The sequence below is a fragment of the Streptomyces sp. NPDC003027 genome, assembly GCF_053591435.1.
Genome location: NZ_JBSFTU010000002.1, coordinates 266264 through 284588, shown reverse-complemented (window position 1 = coordinate 284588; position 18325 = coordinate 266264). Strand labels below are relative to the sequence as shown.

General features: G+C 72.4%; 18 protein-coding genes and 1 riboswitch. Of the genes, 12 read left to right on the top strand and 6 right to left on the bottom strand.

What is annotated here, in order from left to right; all coding sequences use genetic code 11:
* Positions 1-105: 105 nt before the first annotated feature.
* Positions 106-726: an RDD family protein gene (locus ACWDX6_RS03100; RefSeq protein ID WP_451483203.1), complete on the bottom strand. Its 621-nt coding sequence runs from the start codon at positions 724-726 to the stop codon at positions 106-108.
* A 242-nt stretch (positions 727-968) separates the two neighbouring features.
* Between ACWDX6_RS03100 and ACWDX6_RS03095 the strand changes: the two genes are divergently transcribed.
* From ACWDX6_RS03095 to ACWDX6_RS03085, 3 genes are all read left to right on the top strand, one after another.
* Positions 969-1829: a bifunctional methylenetetrahydrofolate dehydrogenase/methenyltetrahydrofolate cyclohydrolase gene (locus tag ACWDX6_RS03095; RefSeq protein ID WP_451483202.1), complete on the top strand. Its 861-nt coding sequence runs from the start codon at positions 969-971 to the stop codon at positions 1827-1829.
* Between the two features lie 2 nt (positions 1830-1831).
* Entirely contained in the window at positions 1832-2428 is a 597-nt protein-coding gene (locus tag ACWDX6_RS03090; RefSeq protein ID WP_451483201.1) for a DUF3017 domain-containing protein, read from the top strand.
* Positions 2429-2765: 337 nt separating this feature from the next.
* A complete protein-coding gene (locus ACWDX6_RS03085; protein WP_451483200.1) occupies positions 2766-3755 on the top strand; it encodes a malate dehydrogenase in 990 nt (329 codons plus the stop codon).
* A gap of 85 nt (positions 3756-3840) precedes the next feature.
* Here the strand turns inward: ACWDX6_RS03085 and ACWDX6_RS03080 are convergent, their stop codons facing one another.
* Complete coding sequence (locus ACWDX6_RS03080; RefSeq protein WP_451483199.1) at positions 3841-4353, bottom strand: carboxymuconolactone decarboxylase family protein; 513 nt, start codon at positions 4351-4353, stop codon at positions 3841-3843.
* Between the two features lie 47 nt (positions 4354-4400).
* Here ACWDX6_RS03080 and pdxR point away from each other — a divergent pair, with 47 nt between their 5' ends.
* Genes pdxR through ACWDX6_RS03065 form a run of 3 tightly spaced genes read left to right on the top strand, consistent with a single transcriptional unit; the run spans position 4401 to position 7371 of the window.
* Positions 4401-5840: a MocR-like pyridoxine biosynthesis transcription factor PdxR gene (gene pdxR / locus ACWDX6_RS03075; RefSeq protein WP_451483198.1), complete on the top strand. Its 1440-nt coding sequence runs from the start codon at positions 4401-4403 to the stop codon at positions 5838-5840.
* 58 nt (positions 5841-5898) lie between these two features.
* The gene (locus ACWDX6_RS03070) at positions 5899-6177 is read left to right on the top strand and encodes a hypothetical protein (RefSeq protein ID WP_451483197.1); all 279 of its coding nucleotides are present in this window, start codon (positions 5899-5901) and stop codon (positions 6175-6177) included.
* Between the two features lie 9 nt (positions 6178-6186).
* Entirely contained in the window at positions 6187-7371 is a 1185-nt protein-coding gene (locus tag ACWDX6_RS03065; RefSeq protein ID WP_451483196.1) for a glutathionylspermidine synthase family protein, read from the top strand.
* 74 nt (positions 7372-7445) lie between these two features.
* On the opposite strand, the gene rocD is transcribed toward ACWDX6_RS03065, so the two are convergent.
* The gene (rocD, locus tag ACWDX6_RS03060; RefSeq protein ID WP_451483195.1) at positions 7446-8651 is read right to left on the bottom strand and encodes an ornithine--oxo-acid transaminase; all 1206 of its coding nucleotides are present in this window, start codon (positions 8649-8651) and stop codon (positions 7446-7448) included.
* A gap of 108 nt (positions 8652-8759) precedes the next feature.
* Positions 8760-8850: riboswitch (ZMP/ZTP riboswitch) on the top strand.
* Positions 8851-8920: 70 nt separating this feature from the next.
* Between rocD and ACWDX6_RS03055 the strand changes: the two genes are divergently transcribed.
* The 3 genes from ACWDX6_RS03055 (at position 8921) to ACWDX6_RS03045 (ending at position 12014) form a co-directional block, all read left to right on the top strand.
* The gene (locus ACWDX6_RS03055) at positions 8921-10189 is read left to right on the top strand and encodes a serine hydroxymethyltransferase (RefSeq protein WP_451483194.1); all 1269 of its coding nucleotides are present in this window, start codon (positions 8921-8923) and stop codon (positions 10187-10189) included.
* Positions 10190-10315: 126 nt separating this feature from the next.
* On the top strand, positions 10316-11329 hold the full coding sequence (gene trpS / locus ACWDX6_RS03050) for a tryptophan--tRNA ligase (protein ID WP_451483193.1): 1014 nt from the start codon (positions 10316-10318) through the stop codon (positions 11327-11329).
* Between the two features lie 94 nt (positions 11330-11423).
* Complete coding sequence (locus tag ACWDX6_RS03045) at positions 11424-12014, top strand: 2'-5' RNA ligase family protein (RefSeq protein ID WP_451483192.1); 591 nt, start codon at positions 11424-11426, stop codon at positions 12012-12014.
* 38 nt (positions 12015-12052) lie between these two features.
* Here ACWDX6_RS03045 and ACWDX6_RS03040 read toward each other — a convergent pair whose 3' ends face one another.
* Positions 12053-12808 carry a decaprenylphospho-beta-D-erythro-pentofuranosid-2-ulose 2-reductase gene (locus tag ACWDX6_RS03040; RefSeq protein ID WP_451483191.1) on the bottom strand — a complete coding sequence of 252 codons (756 nt, stop codon included), beginning with the start codon at positions 12806-12808 and terminating at the stop codon, positions 12053-12055.
* A 103-nt stretch (positions 12809-12911) separates the two neighbouring features.
* Entirely contained in the window at positions 12912-14309 is a 1398-nt protein-coding gene (locus ACWDX6_RS03035) for an FAD-binding protein (protein ID WP_451483190.1), read from the bottom strand.
* Between the two features lie 181 nt (positions 14310-14490).
* On the opposite strand from ACWDX6_RS03035, the gene ACWDX6_RS03030 reads away from it, so the two are divergent.
* From ACWDX6_RS03030 to ACWDX6_RS03020, 3 genes are read left to right on the top strand one after another with little or no spacing between them, the layout of a single operon-like run.
* Positions 14491-15138, top strand: coding sequence for a phosphatase PAP2 family protein (locus ACWDX6_RS03030; RefSeq protein WP_451483189.1), 648 nt, complete (start codon positions 14491-14493; stop codon positions 15136-15138).
* A complete protein-coding gene (locus tag ACWDX6_RS03025; protein ID WP_451483188.1) occupies positions 15135-16103 on the top strand; it encodes a decaprenyl-phosphate phosphoribosyltransferase in 969 nt (322 codons plus the stop codon). The genes ACWDX6_RS03030 and ACWDX6_RS03025 overlap by 4 nt, the downstream gene beginning before the upstream one ends.
* Positions 16104-16129: 26 nt before the next feature.
* Positions 16130-17035 carry a YihY/virulence factor BrkB family protein gene (locus ACWDX6_RS03020; protein WP_451483187.1) on the top strand — a complete coding sequence of 302 codons (906 nt, stop codon included), beginning with the start codon at positions 16130-16132 and terminating at the stop codon, positions 17033-17035.
* On the opposite strand, the gene ACWDX6_RS03015 is transcribed toward ACWDX6_RS03020, so the two are convergent.
* Positions 16965-18260, bottom strand: coding sequence for a D-alanyl-D-alanine carboxypeptidase family protein (locus tag ACWDX6_RS03015; protein ID WP_451483186.1), 1296 nt, complete (start codon positions 18258-18260; stop codon positions 16965-16967). The genes ACWDX6_RS03020 and ACWDX6_RS03015 overlap by 71 nt on opposite strands.
* Positions 18261-18325: the final 65 nt, after the last annotated feature.

The following is an 18325-nucleotide window of genomic DNA, read 5'->3' as shown; positions in this document are numbered from 1 at the left end:
TGGGCGTACGCGCGGAGAAAGCGGCGAGGAAGCAGCCGAGGAAGCGGCGAAGGGCCCCCGGTTCGACGAGACCGGGGGCCCTTCGGCTGCGGGGAGCGGCCGCTGTCAGCCGTTCTCCTTGATGACCAGGGTGCTGCACACCTTGTCGGCGAAGGTCTGCTTCTTGGAGTCCCAGATCGGCCACAGGTAGCCGATGTAGCAGGCGATGCCGTCGAGGAAGTGCGCCAGCTGCCGCACGAACGCCATGCCGAAGCCGAGCGGGCGGCCGTCCGACTCGCGCAGCGTACGGGTGCCGACGGCCTTCTTGCCGATCGTCTGACCGGTGGCGCCTTCCTTGTAGATCTGGAAGAAGAACATGAAGACCAGGTACAGGAAGCCGATCAGACCGAGCACGGTCGCGGCGGCGCTGCCCTCGTTGCCACCGATGGCGGCACCGATGCCGGACAGCAGGTAGAACGGGCCGAGCATCACCGCGCTGTCGATCAGGCGGGACAGGACACGCCAGCCCCAGTGCGCCAGCGGGGGCATGCCGCCGTAGCCCATCGGGGCCTGCGCGTACTGCGGGGCCTGCGGGTACGCGCCGTACGGCTGGGCGGGCTGCTGCTGCGGGTAGCCGTACTGCGGCGGCACACCCTGGGGGGCCTGCTGCGGGTAGCCGTAACCCGGCTGCCCCTGGGGCTGCTGCGGCTGCTGGCCGTACGGGTTGTTCGGTTCACCGAAGCTCATGACGGTTTCCTCCGTGGGGGTGGTGCGGGGACTGTGCGGTCCGAGCGGAGGAACATCACTGATCTCGAGCGGTCCGCCCCCCTGCGCTGCCGCGGCACTGCGCGGATCATCGTCGTCGCAACGCCGACTTTTTGTCCAGTCGGTTGTGCGGGCGTTGTGCAAGTGCAACTCGGGATCCGCGCGCCGGTGGTCCGGCACCGGCGAATTGGAACAAGGCGGGGTCCATCCGGGAGGATGGCCGTATGAGCGCCCAGATTCTCGATGGCAAGGCCACCGCAGCCGCGATCAAGTCCGATCTCACCACCCGCGTGGCGGTGCTGAAGGAGAAGGGCGTCACGCCCGGCCTCGGCACGATCCTGGTCGGCGACGACCCGGGCAGCCAGAAGTACGTCGCCGGCAAGCACCGCGACTGCGCGCAGGTCGGCATCGCCTCCATCCAGCGTGAACTGCCCGCCACCGCGACCCAGGAGGAGATCGAGGCGGTCGTACGGGAGCTCAACGAGGACCCCGCGTGCACGGGGTACATCGTCCAACTCCCGCTGCCCAAGGGCATCGACGAGAACCGCGTCCTGGAGCTGATGGACCCGGCCAAGGACGCGGACGGTCTGCACCCGATGAACCTCGGCCGTCTCGTACTGAACGAGCCCGCGCCGCTCCCGTGCACGCCGAACGGCATCATCACGCTGCTGCGCCGGCACGGTGTGGAGATCAAGGGCGCCGAGGTCGTGGTGGTCGGACGCGGAGTGACGATCGGCCGCCCGATGCCGCTGCTGCTGACCCGCCGCTCGGAGAACGCGACCGTGACGCAGTGCCACACGGGGACGAAGGACCTCGCCGCGCACCTGCGCCGGGCCGACATCGTCATCGCGGCCGCCGGTGTGGGGCACCTGATCAAGCCGGAGGACGTGAAGCCGGGCGCGGCCGTGCTCGACGTCGGCGTCTCGCGCGACGGGGAGGGCAAGATCGTCGGCGATGTGCACCCCGGGGTCGCCGAGGTCGCCGGCTGGATCTCCCCGAACCCGGGTGGTGTGGGGCCGATGACCCGGGCGCAGCTCCTGGTCAACGTCGTCGAGGCCGCCGAGCGCGCGGCCGCGGCGCTCTGACGATGGCCGCCGGTACGCCCGCTTCGGACGGGGCCGGGGCCGGACCCGAGGTGCCCGGCACGGGGAAGCCCGCCGCCGCGAAGCCCGGCGCCGCGAAGCCCGCCGCCGCGAAGCCCGGCACCAAGGCGCCCCGTGCCGAAGGGACCGGCCTCGCAGGCACCGGTGGCGCCGAGGCGCAGGCCGGCGGAGGCGTGGCCTCCGCGCGGACGCGGCGGCCGCCCACCATGACCACCGACACCGCGCGGCCGGAGGGCGGCGGGCGCGCCGCGCCCGGGGACGCCCCCGCGCCGGCCCGGCAGTGGCCGCTGCTCACGGTCCTCGGGCTGGCCGCCCTCGGCCTGCTCGTCGTCGGGACCGACCTGTTCCCGCAGTCGTTCCGGGTGGGCACGCTCCTGGTCGGCGTCGCCCTGCTCACCGGCGCCGGACTGCGCCGCGCGCTGCCCTCGGTGGGCATGCTCGCCGTACGGTCGCGCTTCACCGACATGATCACGTACGGGTTGATGGGCGCCCTCATCGTGCTGCTCGCGCTCATGGTGCAACCGGCCCCCTGGCTGCGGATCCCGTTCCTGGAGGACGTCCTCCACCTCACGATCACGTAGGCACCGGCCCCCGGTCCGGAACGGACGACGGCGCCCGTCCTCTCCCCCGAGGGAGGACGGGCGCCGTCGGTATTCAGGGTCATGGACGCGACAACAGTGCTTCAAGGGGCGTCAGCGGCCTGTGGCACGGAGGTGACCATTCCGGTACTTGCGAGGGGCGCGCGGGAGGGCAGTCGGGCGGCAGTGAGCCGGACCACAAGGGGGTGGGGGTTCGACCGGCCCCGGGTCGGATAGCCTGACCGCTGGATATCTCTTCACATCGAGACACCGATCGATCAAGAGACGTCCAGCATCAGGGGCAGGGACCCCCACCGCCAGCTGTCTTACGGAGATCGCCATGACCCGCACTCCCGTGAATGTCACCGTGACCGGCGCGGCCGGCCAGATCGGCTACGCGCTGCTCTTCCGCATCGCCTCCGGCCACCTGCTCGGCGCGGACGTGCCGGTCAAGCTGCGCCTCCTCGAGATTCCGCAGGGCCTCAAGGCCGCCGAGGGCACCGCCATGGAGCTCGACGACTGCGCCTTCCCGCTGCTGCGCGGCATCGAGATCACCGACGACCCGAACGTCGCCTTCGACGGCGCCAACGTCGCCCTCCTCGTCGGCGCCCGCCCCCGCACCAAGGGCATGGAGCGCGGCGACCTGCTGGAGGCCAACGGCGGCATCTTCAAGCCGCAGGGCAAGGCCATCAACGACAACGCCGCGGACGACATCAAGGTCCTCGTCGTCGGCAACCCGGCCAACACCAACGCCCTGATCGCCCAGGCCGCCGCCCCGGACGTGCCGGCCGAGCGCTTCACCGCGATGACCCGCCTGGACCACAACCGCGCGATCTCGCAGCTGGCCAAGAAGACCGGCGCGCCGGTCACCGACATCAAGCGCCTCACCATCTGGGGCAACCACTCGGCGACCCAGTACCCGGACATCTTCCACGCGGAGATCGCCGGCAAGAACGCCGCCGAGGTCGTCAACGACGAGCAGTGGCTGGCCGACACCTTCATCCCGACCGTCGCCAAGCGCGGCGCCGCGATCATCGAGGCCCGTGGCGCGTCCTCGGCCGCCTCGGCCGCGAACGCCGCCATCGACCACGTCCACACGTGGGTCAACGGCACCGCCGAGGGCGACTGGACCTCCATGGGCATCCCGTCGGACGGCTCGTACGGCGTCCCGGAGGGCCTGATCTCGTCCTTCCCCGTCACCTGCAAGGACGGCACGTACGAGATCGTCCAGGGCCTGGACATCAACGAGTTCTCCCGCACCCGCATCGACGCCTCGGTCCAGGAGCTGGCCGAGGAGCGCGACGCGGTCCGCGAGCTCGGCCTCATCTGAGCCCGGCGCACCGACTCGGCGCACTGAGCGCGACGCAGCGCCCCCGGTCCTTCAGGGCCGGGGGCGCTGCGCGTTCGCCCGGCGCTCATTTCCGGTACTGCCCGGCGACGTAATGGCCCGGCGTCATGCGGGTGGTGACGCCGATCCTGTTCCAGGCGTTGATGACGGTGATCGCGGCGATGACCCGGGCGAGTTCCGTCTCGTCGAAGTGGGCGGCCGCCTTCGCGTACACCTCGTCGGGGACGAAGCCGTCGGTGAGGACGGTGACGGCCTCCGTCAGCGCCAGGGCGGCGAGTTCGCGCTCCGTGTAGAAGTGGCGCGACTCCTCCCACGCGGACAGCTGGACGATCCGCTCGATCGACTCGCCCTCCGCCAGCGCGTCCTTGGCGTGCATGTCGACGCAGAAGGCGCAGTGGTTGATCTGCGAGGCCCGGAGCTTGATCAGGTGGTAGAGGGTGGGGTCGAGATCCTTCGCGGCGGCGGCCTCCAGCCGGACCATCGCCCGGTGGAAGTCCGGGACCAGCTCGGCGAAGGGGAGGCGGGGGCCGTGCTCGTGGGCGTGTCCGGTCGGTGCGGCGTTCTGCGGGATGGTGGTCATGGTGATCACCGTACGAGGCGGATGGCCCGGGAGTATGGTCCATTTCCATGGAAAACGGCTGGGCCACTTTCGGGGCCGACCTCCATCTGGAGCTGCGTGGTCCGAAGCTGCGCACGGGGCTGATGGACGCCCTGCGGGAGGCGATCCGCAGCGGCCGTCTGGAGGCGGGCGTACGGCTGCCGTCGTCGCGTTCGCTCGCCGCCGACCTCGGGGTGGCCCGCAACACCGTCGCCGACGCCTACGCCGAACTGGTCGCCGAGGGCTGGCTCACCGCCCGGCAGGGCTCCGGAACGCGCGTCGCCCGCCGGGCCGCCCCCCGCCCGACCGCCGGGCCGGGCACGCGGCCGGCACCGGCCCGCCCGGTCACCCCCCGCCCGGCGTACGACCTGAGACCCGGGATGCCCGATCTCGCGTCCTTCCCCCGCGCCGAGTGGCTCAAGGCGTCGCGGCGTGCCCTGACGGCCGCGCCGCACGAGGCGTTCGGCTACGGCGATCCGCGCGGCCGGATCGAACTGCGCACCGTGCTGGCCGAGTACCTCGCCCGGGCGCGGGGCGTGTACGCGCGGCCCGAGCGGATCGTGATCTGCTCCGGGTTCGTGCACGGGCTGATGCTGATGGCACAGGTGCTGCGGGCCGGGAGCCCCGCCGCGCCCTCAGGGCCCGGCGGGAAGGCGCGGGAGGTGGCGGTCGAGTCGTACGGACTCTCCGTGCACCGGGACGTGCTCACCGGCGCGGGGCTGCGGCCCCGGCCGTTGCCCTACGACGGACTCGGCACCCGCACCGAGGAGTTGGGCGGGATGAAGGACGTCGGCGCGGTCCTGATGACGGCCGCCCACCAGTTCCCGCTCGGCGGCGCCCTCCCCGCGGACCGGCGGGCCGCCGTCATCGACTGGGCGCGCGCCTCGGGCGGCCTCGTCCTGGAGGACGACTACGACGGCGAGTTCCGCTACGACCGCCAGCCGGTCGGCGCCCTCCAGGGCCTCGACCCCGAGCGGGTCGTCTACCTGGGGACGTCCAGCAAGTCCCTGGCGCCCGGCCTTCGGCTGGCCTGGATGGTGCTGCCGGAGAGCCTGGTGGACGAGGTCGCCGCCGCCAAGGGGACGGTGGACTGGATGTCCAGCGCGCTGGAGCAGCTGACGTTCGCGGAGTTCCTCGCCTCGGGCGCGTACGACCGCCATGTACGGGCGATGCGGCTGCGCTACCGGCGGCGGCGCGACGAGCTGGTGGCGGCGGTGGCCGCGCACTCCCCGGACACGCGGGTGAGCGGCATCGCGGCCGGTCTCCACGCCGTCCTGCGGCTCCGCCCTGGAACCGAGCCCGACGTCCTGCGCTCCGCCGCCTGGCACGGCCTCGCCGTCCTCGGCCTCGACCGCTTCCGCCACCCCGATGTGCCCAGGACGCTCGACGGCCTGGTCGTCGGCTACGCGACGCCTCCCGACAGCGGCTGGGCGGGGGCGCTGCGGGCGCTGTGCCGGGTGCTGCCGTAGCGCCCGCACCCCTCGGCCTACACTGTGCGGTCGCGACCACGGGATGGGGAGGACGGACATGCGCAGACTGAGGTCGAGCACCGTGGTGCTCGGCGGTATGGGGGTGCTCGCGGCGACGATCACCTCCTGCGGCTCCGAGCCGGACAGGCGGTGCGTCGACCCGCTGAGCCGGGAGAAGCTGCCCAGTTACGAGTGCGAGAGCGGCGGCGGAAGCACCACGCGCGGCACGTACTACTACGGCGGCAGCGTCAGCGACAACAGGGTCAGCGGCGGCAGCTTCGACAAGTCGGCCGTCGACACCGGCGGCTTCGGCTGCTCCGGTTCCGGCGGCGGCTGACCCACGCCCATGGAACGGCACACCATCGAACCCCGTCCCGGCTGGCAGCGGACCGTGGAGGAGCAGGGACTCGTCTACCCCCTGACCCGATACCCCGACGGCTCGCTGCGCCCGTACTGGGACGAGAGCGCGTACTACTCCTTCACCCTTCCCGAGGTCGAGGCGCTGGAGGAGGTCGTCGAGGAGCTGCACGCCATGTGTCTGGCGGCGGCCGCCCACATCGTGGAGAAGGACCGTTTCGCCGAGCTGGGCCTGACCGATCCCCGGCTCGTCCCCCTGGTCGCCGAGTCCTGGCGCCGCCGGGCCGAACTCCCCTCCCTCTACGGCCGCTTCGACCTGCGCTACGACGGCACGGGCCCGGCCAAGATGCTGGAGTACAACGCCGACACCCCGACCTCCCTCGTCGAGGCGGCGAGCCCGCAGTGGTTCTGGATGGAGGAGCGCTTCCCCGGCGCGGACCAGTGGAACTCCCTCCACGAGCGGCTCGTCGACGCCTGGAAGCGGCAGGCGGCGCTGCTGCCGCCCGGCAGCCCGGTCCATTTCGTCCACTCCGACGGGGACGAGCTCGGCGAGGACCTGATGACGGTCGCGTATCTGCGCGAGACCGCCCAGCAGGCCGGACTCGACACCGAGGCCCTGTCGGTCGAGCGCATCGGCTGGGACCGCCTCTCCGGGCGGTTCGTGGACGACCGGCTGCGGTTCATCCGCAGCTGCTTCAAGCTCTATCCGTGGGAGTGGCTGACCACGGACCGCTTCGGCCCCTACGTCCTCGACACCCTCGACAACGGCGGCGGCACCGGAACCACCTGCTGGATCGAGCCCGCCTGGAAGATGCTCCTGTCCAACAAGGCGCTGCTCGCGGTCCTGTGGGAGCTGTACCCCGGCCATCCGAACCTGCTCCCCGCCTATTTGGACGGCCCGCGCGACCTCGCCGCCCACGGCGGCTACGTCGCCAAGCCGCTCCTCGGCCGCGAGGGCGCGGGCGTCACCATCCACGAGCCCGGCGCCCCGGCCGTCGTACGCGAAGAGCCCTGCTGCTACCAGGAGCTGTGCCCCCTGCCCGACTTCGACGGCAACCGGGTCGTGCTCGGCGCGTGGGTCGTCGAGGACGAGGCGGCCGGGCTCGGCATCCGGGAGTCGGCGGGCCTGATCACCGACGAGTACGCCCGCTTCCTGCCGCACGTCATCCTGTGAGAAGCGAGGGGGACGGGCCGCCGGAGCGCTGTACGTGACAGCCGCCCCGGCGCCCCTCCCTCCGCCTGCTCCGCTCAGTCCGACAGGACCGTCCGAAGCTGCTCCAGACCCCAGTCCAGGTCCTCCTTGCTGATCACCAGCGGAGGAGCGATCCGGATCGTCGAACCGTGCGTGTCCTTCACCAGCACGCCCCGGGCCATCAGCCTCTCCGAGATCTCCCGGCCCGTGCCCCGGGACGGGACGACGTCCACTCCCGCCCACAGCCCGCGACCGCGCACCCGCTCCACGGCTCCTCCGCCCACCAGCAGCCCCAGCTCGGCGTGGAGATGCTCGCCCAGCTCGGTCGCGCGCTGCTGGTACTCGCCGGTCCGCAGCATCGCGATCACCTCCAGGGCCACCGCGCAGGCCAGCGGGTTGCCACCGAACGTCGAGCCGTGCTCACCCGGCCGGAACACCCCGAGGACGTCGCGGTCCGCCACCACCGCCGAGACCGGGACGACACCGCCGCCCAGCGCCTTGCCCAGGATGTACACGTCCGGCACCACGCCCTCGTGCTCGCACGCGAACGTCCTCCCGGTCCGGCCGAGCCCCGACTGGATCTCGTCCGCCATGAACAGCACGTTCCGCGCCCGGGTCAACTCCCGTACCCCGCGCAGATAACCGGCCGGCGGCACCAGCACCCCGGCCTCGCCCTGGATCGGCTCCAGGAGCACCGCGACCGTGTTCTCGGTGACCGCGGCCTCCATCGCGGTGAGATCGCCGTACGGAACGATCTCGAACCCCGGGGTGTACGGGCCGTAGTGGTCCCGCGCCTCGTGGTCCGTGGAGAAGCTCACGATGGTCGTCGTACGGCCGTGGAAGTTGTTCGCCGCGACCACGATCTTCGCGTGCCCGTCCGGCACGCCCTTGACCTCGTACCCCCACTTCCGCGCGGTCTTCACGGCCGTCTCGACCGCCTCCGCGCCCGTGTTCATCGGCAGGACCATCTCCTTGCCGCACAGCTCGGCGAGCGCCGTGCAGAACTCGGCGAAACGGTCGTGGTGGAACGCCCGCGACGTGAGCGTCACGCGCTCCAGCTGGGCCCGCGCGGCGTCGAGCAACCGGCGGTTGCCGTGCCCGAAGTTGAGCGCCGAATACCCGGCGAGCATGTCGAGATAGCGGCGCCCCTCGACATCGGTCATCCATGCCCCGTCCGCCGAGGCGACCACGACGGGCAGGGGGTGGTAGTTGTGTGCGCTGCGCGCCTCCGCGGAAGCGATCGCGTCTTGCGTCCTCGACACGGGTTCTCCGTTCGTCCTGCGGCCCGGGGGTGGGTGTGGCCCCCTTTCCTATCGTCGCTCGGACGACGGACGAGCAAACTCGGGTGACGGCTCGCCCGATAGGCTGGAAACACGCACGGCGACTGGCGTACGGGGAAAAGACCCCGGGGGAGCCGTGCGCGGCAGACCGCACGAGGTGCCGCCCGCCTGGGCACCACGGGACCCCTTCCCGTGTGGTGCCGCGACACGACGCAGTGCCCCGGGACCCGCCGAACGCCCGGAGGAACGCCGTGAACCACCCCGACCGCCACCCCGCGCTGTCCGCCGCCGATCCCGAACTCGCCGCGCTCGTCGGCGCCGAGGAGCGGTTGCAGGCCGAGACCCTGCGGCTGATCCCCAGCGAGAACTACGTCTCCCAGGCCGTGCTCGAAGCCTCCGGCACCGTCCTGCAGAACAAGTACAGCGAGGGCTACCCCGGCCGCCGCTACTACGAGGGCCAGCAGAACATCGACCGGATCGAGACGCTCGCCGTCGAGCGCGCCAAGGCCGTCTTCGGCGTCGACCACGCCAACGTCCAGCCCTACTCCGGCTCCCCGGCCAACCTCGCCGTCTACCTCGCCTTCGCCGAGCCCGGCGACACCGTGATGGGCATGGCCCTGCCCATGGGCGGCCACCTCACCCACGGCTGGGGCGTCTCCGCGACCGGCAAGTGGTTCCGGGGCGTGCAGTACGGCGTACGCCAGGACACGGGGCTCATCGACTTCGACCAGGTCCGCGACCTCGCGCTCAAGGAGCGCCCGAAGGTGATCTTCTGCGGCGGCACCGCGCTGCCGCGCACGATCGACTTCGCCGCCTTCGGCGAGATCGCCCGCGAGGCCGGCGCCGTCCTCGTCGCCGACATCGCCCACATCGCCGGCCTGATCGCGGGCGGCGCCCACCCCTCCCCGGTGCCGCACGTCGACGTGATCTCCACGACCACCCACAAGACGCTGCGCGGACCGCGCGGCGCCATGCTGATGTCCCGCGAGGAGCACGCCAAGGCCCTGGACAAGGCCGTCTTCCCCGGCCTCCAGGGCGGCCCGCACAACCAGACCACCGCCGCCATCGCCGTCGCCCTGCGCGAGGCGGCCCAGCCCTCCTTCCGCGACTACGCCCACGCGGTCGTCGCCAACGCCGGGGCCCTCGCCGAGGCGCTGCTCGCCCGCGGCTTCGACCTGGTCTCCGGCGGCACCGACAACCATCTGATCCTGATGGACCTCACCCCGAAGGAGGTCCCGGGCAAGGTCGCCGCGAAGGCCCTCGACCGGGCCGGGATCGTCGTCAACCACAACACCGTCCCCTACGACACCCGGAAGCCCTTCGACCCCTCCGGTGTCCGTATCGGCACCCCGTCCCTGACCTCGCGCGGTCTGGGCACCGATCACATGGCGCAGGTCGCCGACTGGATCGACCGGGGCGTCACCGCGGCACGGACCGGGGACGAGGACTCCCTGGCCGGGATCCGCGCCGAGGTCGCCGACCTGATGGCTGCCCACCCGGCGCCGGGCCTGCCGGTCTGACGCGTACCCGCCCGCCCGCCCGCTCCCTGTGTTCCTCGTCTCAGTCGGTACGGTGACGAGGGGGCCCCTCGGGAGCGGGCGGGATCCGTTCCCGAGCTGTCGCCGGCACCTGAGAGAATGATGAGCATGGCCTCTGACAGTCCTCGTGTGCTCTCCGGAATCCAGCCCACCGCAGGCTCGTTCCATCTCGGCAACTACCTCGGCGCGGTGCGTCAGTGGGTCGCCCTGCAGGAGTCCCACGACGCGTTCTACATGGTGGTGGACCTGCACGCGATCACGGTCCCGCAGGACCCGGCCGAGCTGCGTGCCAACACCCGGCTCGCCGCCGCCCAGCTGCTGGCCGCCGGCCTCGACCCCGAGCGCTGCACGCTCTTCGTCCAGAGCCATGTCCCCGAGCACGCGCAGCTCGGCTGGGTCATGAACTGCCTCACCGGCTTCGGTGAGGCGTCCCGCATGACGCAGTTCAAGGACAAGTCCGCCAAGCAGGGCGCCGACCGGGCCACCGTCGGCCTCTTCACGTACCCGATCCTCCAGGTCGCCGACATCCTGCTCTACCAGGCCAACGAGGTCCCGGTCGGTGAGGACCAGCGCCAGCACATCGAGCTGACGCGCGACCTCGCGGAGCGGTTCAACGGCCGCTTCGGCGAGACCTTCACGGTGCCGGCGCCGTACATCCTCAAGGAGACGGCGAAGATCTACGACCTGCAGGACCCGACGATCAAGATGAGCAAGTCGGCGTCCACGCCCAAGGGTCTGATCAACCTCCTCGACGAGCCGAAGACGACCGCGAAGAAGGTCAAGAGCGCGGTCACCGACACCGACACGGTGATCCGCTTCGACCCGGCGAACAAGCCCGGCGTCTCCAACCTCCTCACCATCCTCTCCACCCTCACCGGCACCTCCGTCGCCGAGCTGGAACAGGGATACGAGGGCAAGATGTACGGCGCGCTGAAGACCGACGTGGCCGAGGTCATGGTGGACTTCGTCACGCCGTTCCGGGCCCGTACGCAGGAATATCTGGACGACCCCGAGACGCTGGACTCCATCCTGGCCAAGGGCGCGGAGAAGGCCCGTGCGGTCGCCGCGGAGACCCTGGCGCAGACGTACGAGCGGGTGGGTTTCCTGCCCGCGAAGCACTGACCGGCGACCCGGTCCGAGGACCCTGGCCACAGAGGTGGTGCAGGCCGCACACTGGCGGCTGCACCACCGGCACGGACGAGTGAGGAGAGAAGACGTGGGGACCGTAACGCTCGGCGTTTCGATCGCGGTCCCGGAGCCCTTCGGCAGCCTGCTCCAGGAGCTGCGCGCGGGCTTCGGGGATCCCGCCGCCCACGGCATCCCCACGCATGTCACCCTGCTTCCGCCGACCGAGGTGGACGCCTCCCGCCTGCCCGCGATCGAGCTGCACCTCACGGAGATCGCCGCCGGTGTCCGCCCCTTCCCGATGCGGCTCAGCGGGACGGGAACGTTCCGCCCGCTGTCGCCGGTGGTCTACGTCCAGCTCGCCGAGGGCGTCTCCGCCTGCGCCTGGCTCCAGCAGCGGGTCCGTGACACGTCCGGCCCGCTGGTGCGGGAGCTGCAGTTCCCGTACCACCCGCACGTGACCGTCGCGCACGGCATCTCCGAAGAGGCGATGGACCGGGCGTACGAAGAGCTGGCCGACTTCGAGGCGGCGTGGACCTGCTCGTCCTTCGCGCTCTACGAGCAGGGTGCGGACGGGGTGTGGCGCAAGCTGAAGGAGTACGAGTTCGGCGGCGGCCGCGCCCACTCCGCCGTCCCGGCCCAGGGCTCCCCGGTCGACACCCCGACCCCGGCGGCGGGCTGACCCGGCGGGGCCGCAGACCCCAGGCCCCCGCTCCCGCGTCAGACCGGGAGCCGGCGGAACAGCGGCCTCGGCACGTGCCGCAGTGCCGCCATCACGGCGCGCAGCGCTCCCGGTACCCACACCGTCTCCGAGCGGCGCCGCAGGCCCAGCTCGATCGCCGTGGCGACCGCCTCGGGAGTGGTCGCCAGCGGTGCCTCGTCGAGCCCGGCGGTCATCTTCGAGCGGACGAATCCGGGCCGTACGACCATCACGTGCACCCCGGTCCCGTGCAGCGCGTCCCCGAGCCCCTGGGCGAACGCGTCGAGGCCGGCCTTGGACGAGCCGTAGATGAAGTTGGCGCGCCGGGCCCGTTCGCCGGCCACCGAGGAGAGCACCACCAGCGAGCCGTGCCCCTGCGCCTGGAGGGCCTGGGCGCAGACGAGGCCCGCGGAGACCGCGCCCGTGTAGTTCGTCTGGGCGACCCGGACGGCGGCGAGCGGGTCGGACTCGTCGCGCGCCTGGTCGCCGAGGACACCGAAGGCGATCAGCACCATGTCGACATCGCCTTCGGTGAAGGTCTTCCCGAGCCGCTCCTGGTGCGACTCGGTGTCGAGCGCGTCGAAAGGCACGGTCCGGACGTCCGCGCCCAGCTCGCGCAGCGAGTCGGCGGCGGCCGCCAGGGCGGGGGAGGGGCGCCCGGCCAGCCAGACCGTACGGGTGCGGCGGGCGATCAGCCGACGTGCGGTGGCCAGCCCGATCTCGGACGTGCCGCCGAGTACGAGCAGGGACTGCGGGGTGCCGAAGGCGTCCTTCATGGCGAGCTGGCTCCTCAGGGGCGAGACGGCGGAACAGGTCCGGGGTACGGCGTCGTCCGGGGGCGTCGTCCCCGGATTCCCCGCCGTGGCGGGGCGGCGGCTCTCACAGGGCCAGCCGGCGCGACAGGTCGGAGGTGAAGACCGAGCGGGGGTCGACCGCGGCGCGCAGCGCCTGGAAGTCGGCGAGCCGGGGATACATCGTGTGCAGCACGTCCGGCCGCAGCCGGGAGTCCTTGGCGAGATAGACCCGGCCGCCCGCACCCGCGACCTCCTCGTCCAGCTCGTCCAGGAACGCGCCGAGCCCGGAGAGCCGGGCCGGGATGTCGAGCGCGAGCGTCCAGCCGGGCATCGGGAAGGACAGCCAGCCCGGGTCTTCCGCGCCGAAGCGCTTCAGTACGGCGAGGAAGGAAGGGCAGCCGCGCCGCGCGATGCGCCTCACGATCCGGCGCAGCGTCTCCTCCTGTCCGTACCCGACGACGAACTGGTACTGGACGAAGCCGCCGCGGCCGTAGATCCGGTTCCAGTGCGGGACGCCGTCCAGCGGGTGGAAGAAGGTGGAGATCCGCTGGAGCTCACCGGTGCGGCGACGAGGGGCCCTGCGGTACCAGAGCTCGTTGAAGAGGCCGACGGTGGTCCGGCCGAGGAGCCCTTCCGGGACGAGCGCGGGCGCGGACGGCAGCCCGCCCGGCCGGAAGGCGAGGGGCGCGCGGCGGGCGCGGCGGGGGAGTGAGTCGTACGGCGCGTGGTCGCCGCGGGTGAGGACGGACCGGCCGGTCGCGGCGCCGCGCGCGAGCAGGTCGATCCAGGCGACGGAGTAGCGGTAGCGGTGGTCGGTGGCGGTGAGCCGGGCCATCAGGTCGTCGAGATCGGTGGCGCGTTCGGTGTCCACGCACATGAGCGAGGTCTCGACGGGGAGGAGCCGGAGGGTCGCGCGGAGGATCACTCCGGTGAGGCCCATGCCGCCGGTGGTGGCGTCGAACAGATCGGTGCCGGGGACGACGGTGCGGATCTCCCCGTCGGCGGTGAGGAGTTCGAACGAGGCCACATGGCGGGCGAAGGAGCCGGAGACGTGGTGGTTCTTGCCGTGGATGTCGGCGCCGATCGCGCCGCCGACGGTGACGTACCGGGTTCCCGGGGTGACGGGGACGAACCAGCCCAGCGGCAGCAGCACCTCCATCAGACGGTGCAGGCTGACCCCGGCGTCGCAGACCACGAGGCCGGCGGCGGCGTCGACGGTACGGATCCGGTCGAGCCCGGTCATGTCGAGGACGGAGCCGCCCGCGTTCTGGGCGGCGTCGCCGTAGGCGCGGCCGAGACCACGGGCGATGGAGCCGCGGGCGCCGCAGGCGCGGACGGCGGCGGACGCCTCCTCGTAGGTGCGGGGCCGGTGCACGCGCGCGAGGGTAGGCGCGGTGCGGCCCCATCCGGTGAGGGCTTCGGCGTCTTCGGGAACCCCGGCGTCGGCGACGGTCGCGGGCCCGGTGTCGGTCTCGGCAGCCATGGACGCGACCGTATCGCCCCGAGTGTGCCTTATGCCTGGTTCGCCCTGCGGTTCGTCGAAATGGGTGATTAAAGGAGTGTCAGGAAAGATTGCCGTGCGGTCGGCTGCGCGCCGGGTCAGAGTCGCCCCTGATTAACCGAGTGCCGGGCGCCGAGCGCCGGGGAGCGGGGAGGCGGAGTCGATGCGAGACGCGGACCGGGGCTGGGCGAGGACCGCGATCGGAGCCGAGAGGAGGCTCCTGGCCGCCCTGCGCGGCTGCGGCCGCCGGCCGCCGGTGGCGAGGGCCGCCCGCGCGCTGTCCTTCGCCGGTGAGCACGGCGCCGTCTGGCTCGCCGCCGGACTCACCGGCGCGGCCGTGGACACCGAGCGCCGGGCGGACTGGCTGCGCGGCACGGCCGTGGTCGGCGCGGCGCAGCTGGCGAGCATGGGGCTCAAGCGGCTGGTGCGGCGGCCGCGCCCCGGCGTGGAACGGTACGCGCCCCTGGTCCGCACGGCGGGCCGGCACTCCTTCCCCAGCTCCCACGCGGCCTCCGCGGCGGCGGCGGCCGTCGCCCTCGGAGCCCTGCGTCCGCCGGTCCGGCGCCTGCTCGTCCCCGCCGCCGCCGCGATGTGCCTGTCCCGCCTGGTCGTCGGCGTCCACTACCCCACGGACGTGGTGGCGGGCGTGCTCCTGGGCGCGGTGACGGCGACCGCCGGTCACCGCCGGCGGGGAGGCACCGGAGAGAAGCGACCCGCGGTCCCGGTGGGCGGCACGGCGGTGTCATCCGCGGTCCCGGTGGGCGGCCTCGGCCGGGGCTCCGTGTCGCCGCTCTCCCGGTGGGCGCCGTGACCGAGCGCACCAGCGGGGCCGTGCTCCTCGACAAGCCCGCCGTCGTACGGGAGCGGCGGCGCGCCCGGGCGCCGTGGGCGGTGGTCGCCGTTCCGGTCGGACTCCTGCGCACCGCGCGGCCCCGCCAGTGGGTCAAGAACGTCCTCGTCGTCGCCGCGCCCGTCGCCGCCGGCCAGCTGGTCTCCTGGCACACGGCCGCCCAGCTCGCCCTGGTGTTCGTGCTGTTCACGGCTGCCGCCTCCGCCGTCTACCTGGTCAACGACGCCCGCGACGCCGACGCCGACCGCGCCCACCCGGTCAAGTGCCGCCGCCCCGTGGCCGCCGGGCTCGTCCCCGTGCCGCTCGCGTACGCCACCGGCGTGCTGCTCGGCCTCGGGGCCGCCGTCGCGGGCGCGGTCCTGTGCAACCCCATGACCGCCGCGGTCCTCATCGCGTACCTGGTCATGCAGTGCGCGTACTGCCTCCGCCTCAAGCACGTCCTCGTCGTCGACCTGGCCGTCGTCACCACCGGCTTCCTGATGCGGGCCATGATCGGCGGGGTCGCGCTCGGCATCCCCCTCTCCCGCTGGTTCCTGATCACCACCGGCTTCGGCGCGCTGTTCATGGTGGCCGCCAAGAGGTACTCCGAGGCCGTGCGGATGGAGGGCGCGCGGGGGGCGACCCGGGCCCTGCTCACCCAGTACACGACGGGTTATCTGCGCTTCGTCTGGCAGCTGGCGGCGGGGGTCGCCGTCCTCGGCTACTGCCTCTGGGCGCTGGAGAGCGGCGGGGTCGCCGACGGCTCGCTGCTGCCCTGGCGCCAGCTCTCCGTGATCGCCTTCATCCTCGCCGTGCTGCGCTACGCCGTCTTCGCCGACCGCGGCGCGGCAGGGGCCCCGGAGGACGTCGTGCTGCGCGACAGGCCGCTCGCCGTCATCGGCCTGGCGTGGGCGGCGATGTACGGGATGGCGGTCACCGACCTGTGAGCCGGTTCTAGGGGTAGGCGTACGTCATGGACTGGCTGACCAAACTCCCCGTCATCGGCCCCTGGGCCGCCCGGCTCATGCGGACCCACGCCTGGCGTTCGTACGAGACCCTCGACGAGGCCCACTGGACGAGGCTCGCCGCCGCCATCACCTTCATCAGCTTCCTCGCCCTCTTCCCCCTGATCACCGTCGCCGCGACGGTCGGCGCCGCGCTGCTCACCGACGCGCAGCTCGACAGCATCCAGGCGAAGATGTCCGAGCAGGTCCCCGGCATCTCCGACCAGCTCGACATCAACGCGCTCGTCGACAACGCCGGCACGATCGGGATCGTGGCCGGCGCGCTGCTGCTCTTCACCGGCATCGGGTGGGTCGGCTACATGCGGGACTGCCTGCGCGCGGTGTGGAAGAAGGACGACGAGGACGAGGGCAACCCCGTGGTGCGCAAGGGCAAGGACGCGGTCGTCCTGCTCGGGCTCGGCGGGGTGGGGCTCTGCTCGCTCGCCGCGTCCTCGCTCGGTTCCACCGCCGTCGGCTGGAGCGCCGGACAGCTCGGGATCTCCGGCGGCGGGGCCGGCGGCGTGCTGCTCCAGGCCGCCGCGGTCGCGTTCGCCGCGCTCGCCGACTTCCTGATCCTGCTGTACGTCCTGACCCTGCTGCCCGGGGTCGAGCCGCCGCGCCGCCGCCTGGTGGTGGCGGCGGTGATCGGCGCGGTCGGCTTCGAGCTGCTGAAGCTGCTGCTCGGCGGCTATATGAGCGGTGTCGCGGGGAAGTCGATGTACGGGGCGTTCGGCGTACCGGTCGCCCTGCTGCTGTGGATCAACTTCACCGCGAAGCTGCTGCTGTTCTGCGCGGCCTGGACGGCTACGGGTTCACGCTCTCGTCCCGAGGCTGACGCCGACCGACCAGCTCAGGGAGCGGCCAGCGACGGTTGACGAGGAACACCGCGCCCGCGAGCAGCGCCAGGACGCCGCCCGCCACCGCGAGGGCGGTGCCGATCCCGCCGGACTTCTCCTGGGCGACGGCGGCCTTCTCGACCGAGGCCGGGGTGTCCTTGCCGGACACCGGCAGCGCGGTGGGGTCCGTACCGGTGCCCGGCCCGGGCTCCGTGCCGGTACGGGCGGACTTCGGCGGGACCAGCTCGCCGACCGGCGTCACCTTCCCGGACGCCGCGAAGCCCCAGTCGAGCAGCCGGGCGGTCTCCTTGTAGACCGCGTGCTGCTCCTTGGAGGACGGGTTCATCACCGTCACGAGCAGCACTTTGCCGTTGCGTTCCGCAACGCCCGTGAAGGTCGCGCCGGCGTGCGTGGTGGTGCCGTTCTTGACCCCGGCGATGCCCTGGTACGGCGCGACGCCGAAGTCTCCGGTCAGCAGCCGGTTGGTGTTCTGGATCTCGAAGGTCTCGCGCTTCTTGCCCGGCTTCAGCTCGCCCGGGAACGTCGCGCGGGCCGTCGCGGCGTACTCGCGGAAGTCCGGCTTCTGCATGCCGCTGCGGGCGATGAGAGTGAGGTCGTAGGCGGAAGAGACCTGGCCCGGGGCGTCGTAACCGTCGGGGGAGACCACGTGGGTGTCGAGCGCCTGCAGCTCGGCGGCGTGCTCGTTCATCTCCCGGACGGTCTGCGGGATGCCGTTGTTCATCGCCGACAGAACGCGGACGGCATCGTTGCCCGAGCGAAGGAACACGCCGAGCCACAGCTCGTGCGCGGTGTAGGTCTGCTTCTCCTTGATGCCCACCAGGCTGGATCCCGCGCCGATGCCCGCCAGGTCGGCCGAGGCGACGGTGTGGGTCGTCGTCTTCGGGAACTTAGGCAGCAGCGTGTCCGCGAAGAGCATCTTGAGCGTGGAGGCGGGGGCGAGGCGCCAGTGGGAGTTGTGCGCGGCGAGCACGTCGCCGGTCTCCGCGTCCGCCACGATCCACGACCGGGCGCTGAGCTCCTTGGGGAGGACCGGGGCGCCGGGCCCGAGCTGGACCTGGGTGCCCGGCTTGCCGAGCAGCGCGCCGCCGACGTGGGACATGACGGCGGGCGGCTTGGGCTGTTTGTCCTCCTTCTTGTCCGCCGACGGGTGCGCGAGCGCGGGCGCGGCGGTGAGGAGGGGGAGCAGCGCGGCGGCCGTGGCGGCGGCGGTGACCGTCCATGCGGTCTTTTTCGAAGCAGACACGGTCGGAAACGTACATGCACGCCTGAGGGATCCGAACCCCGCCGGGCGGTTCGTCCCCGGCCGTC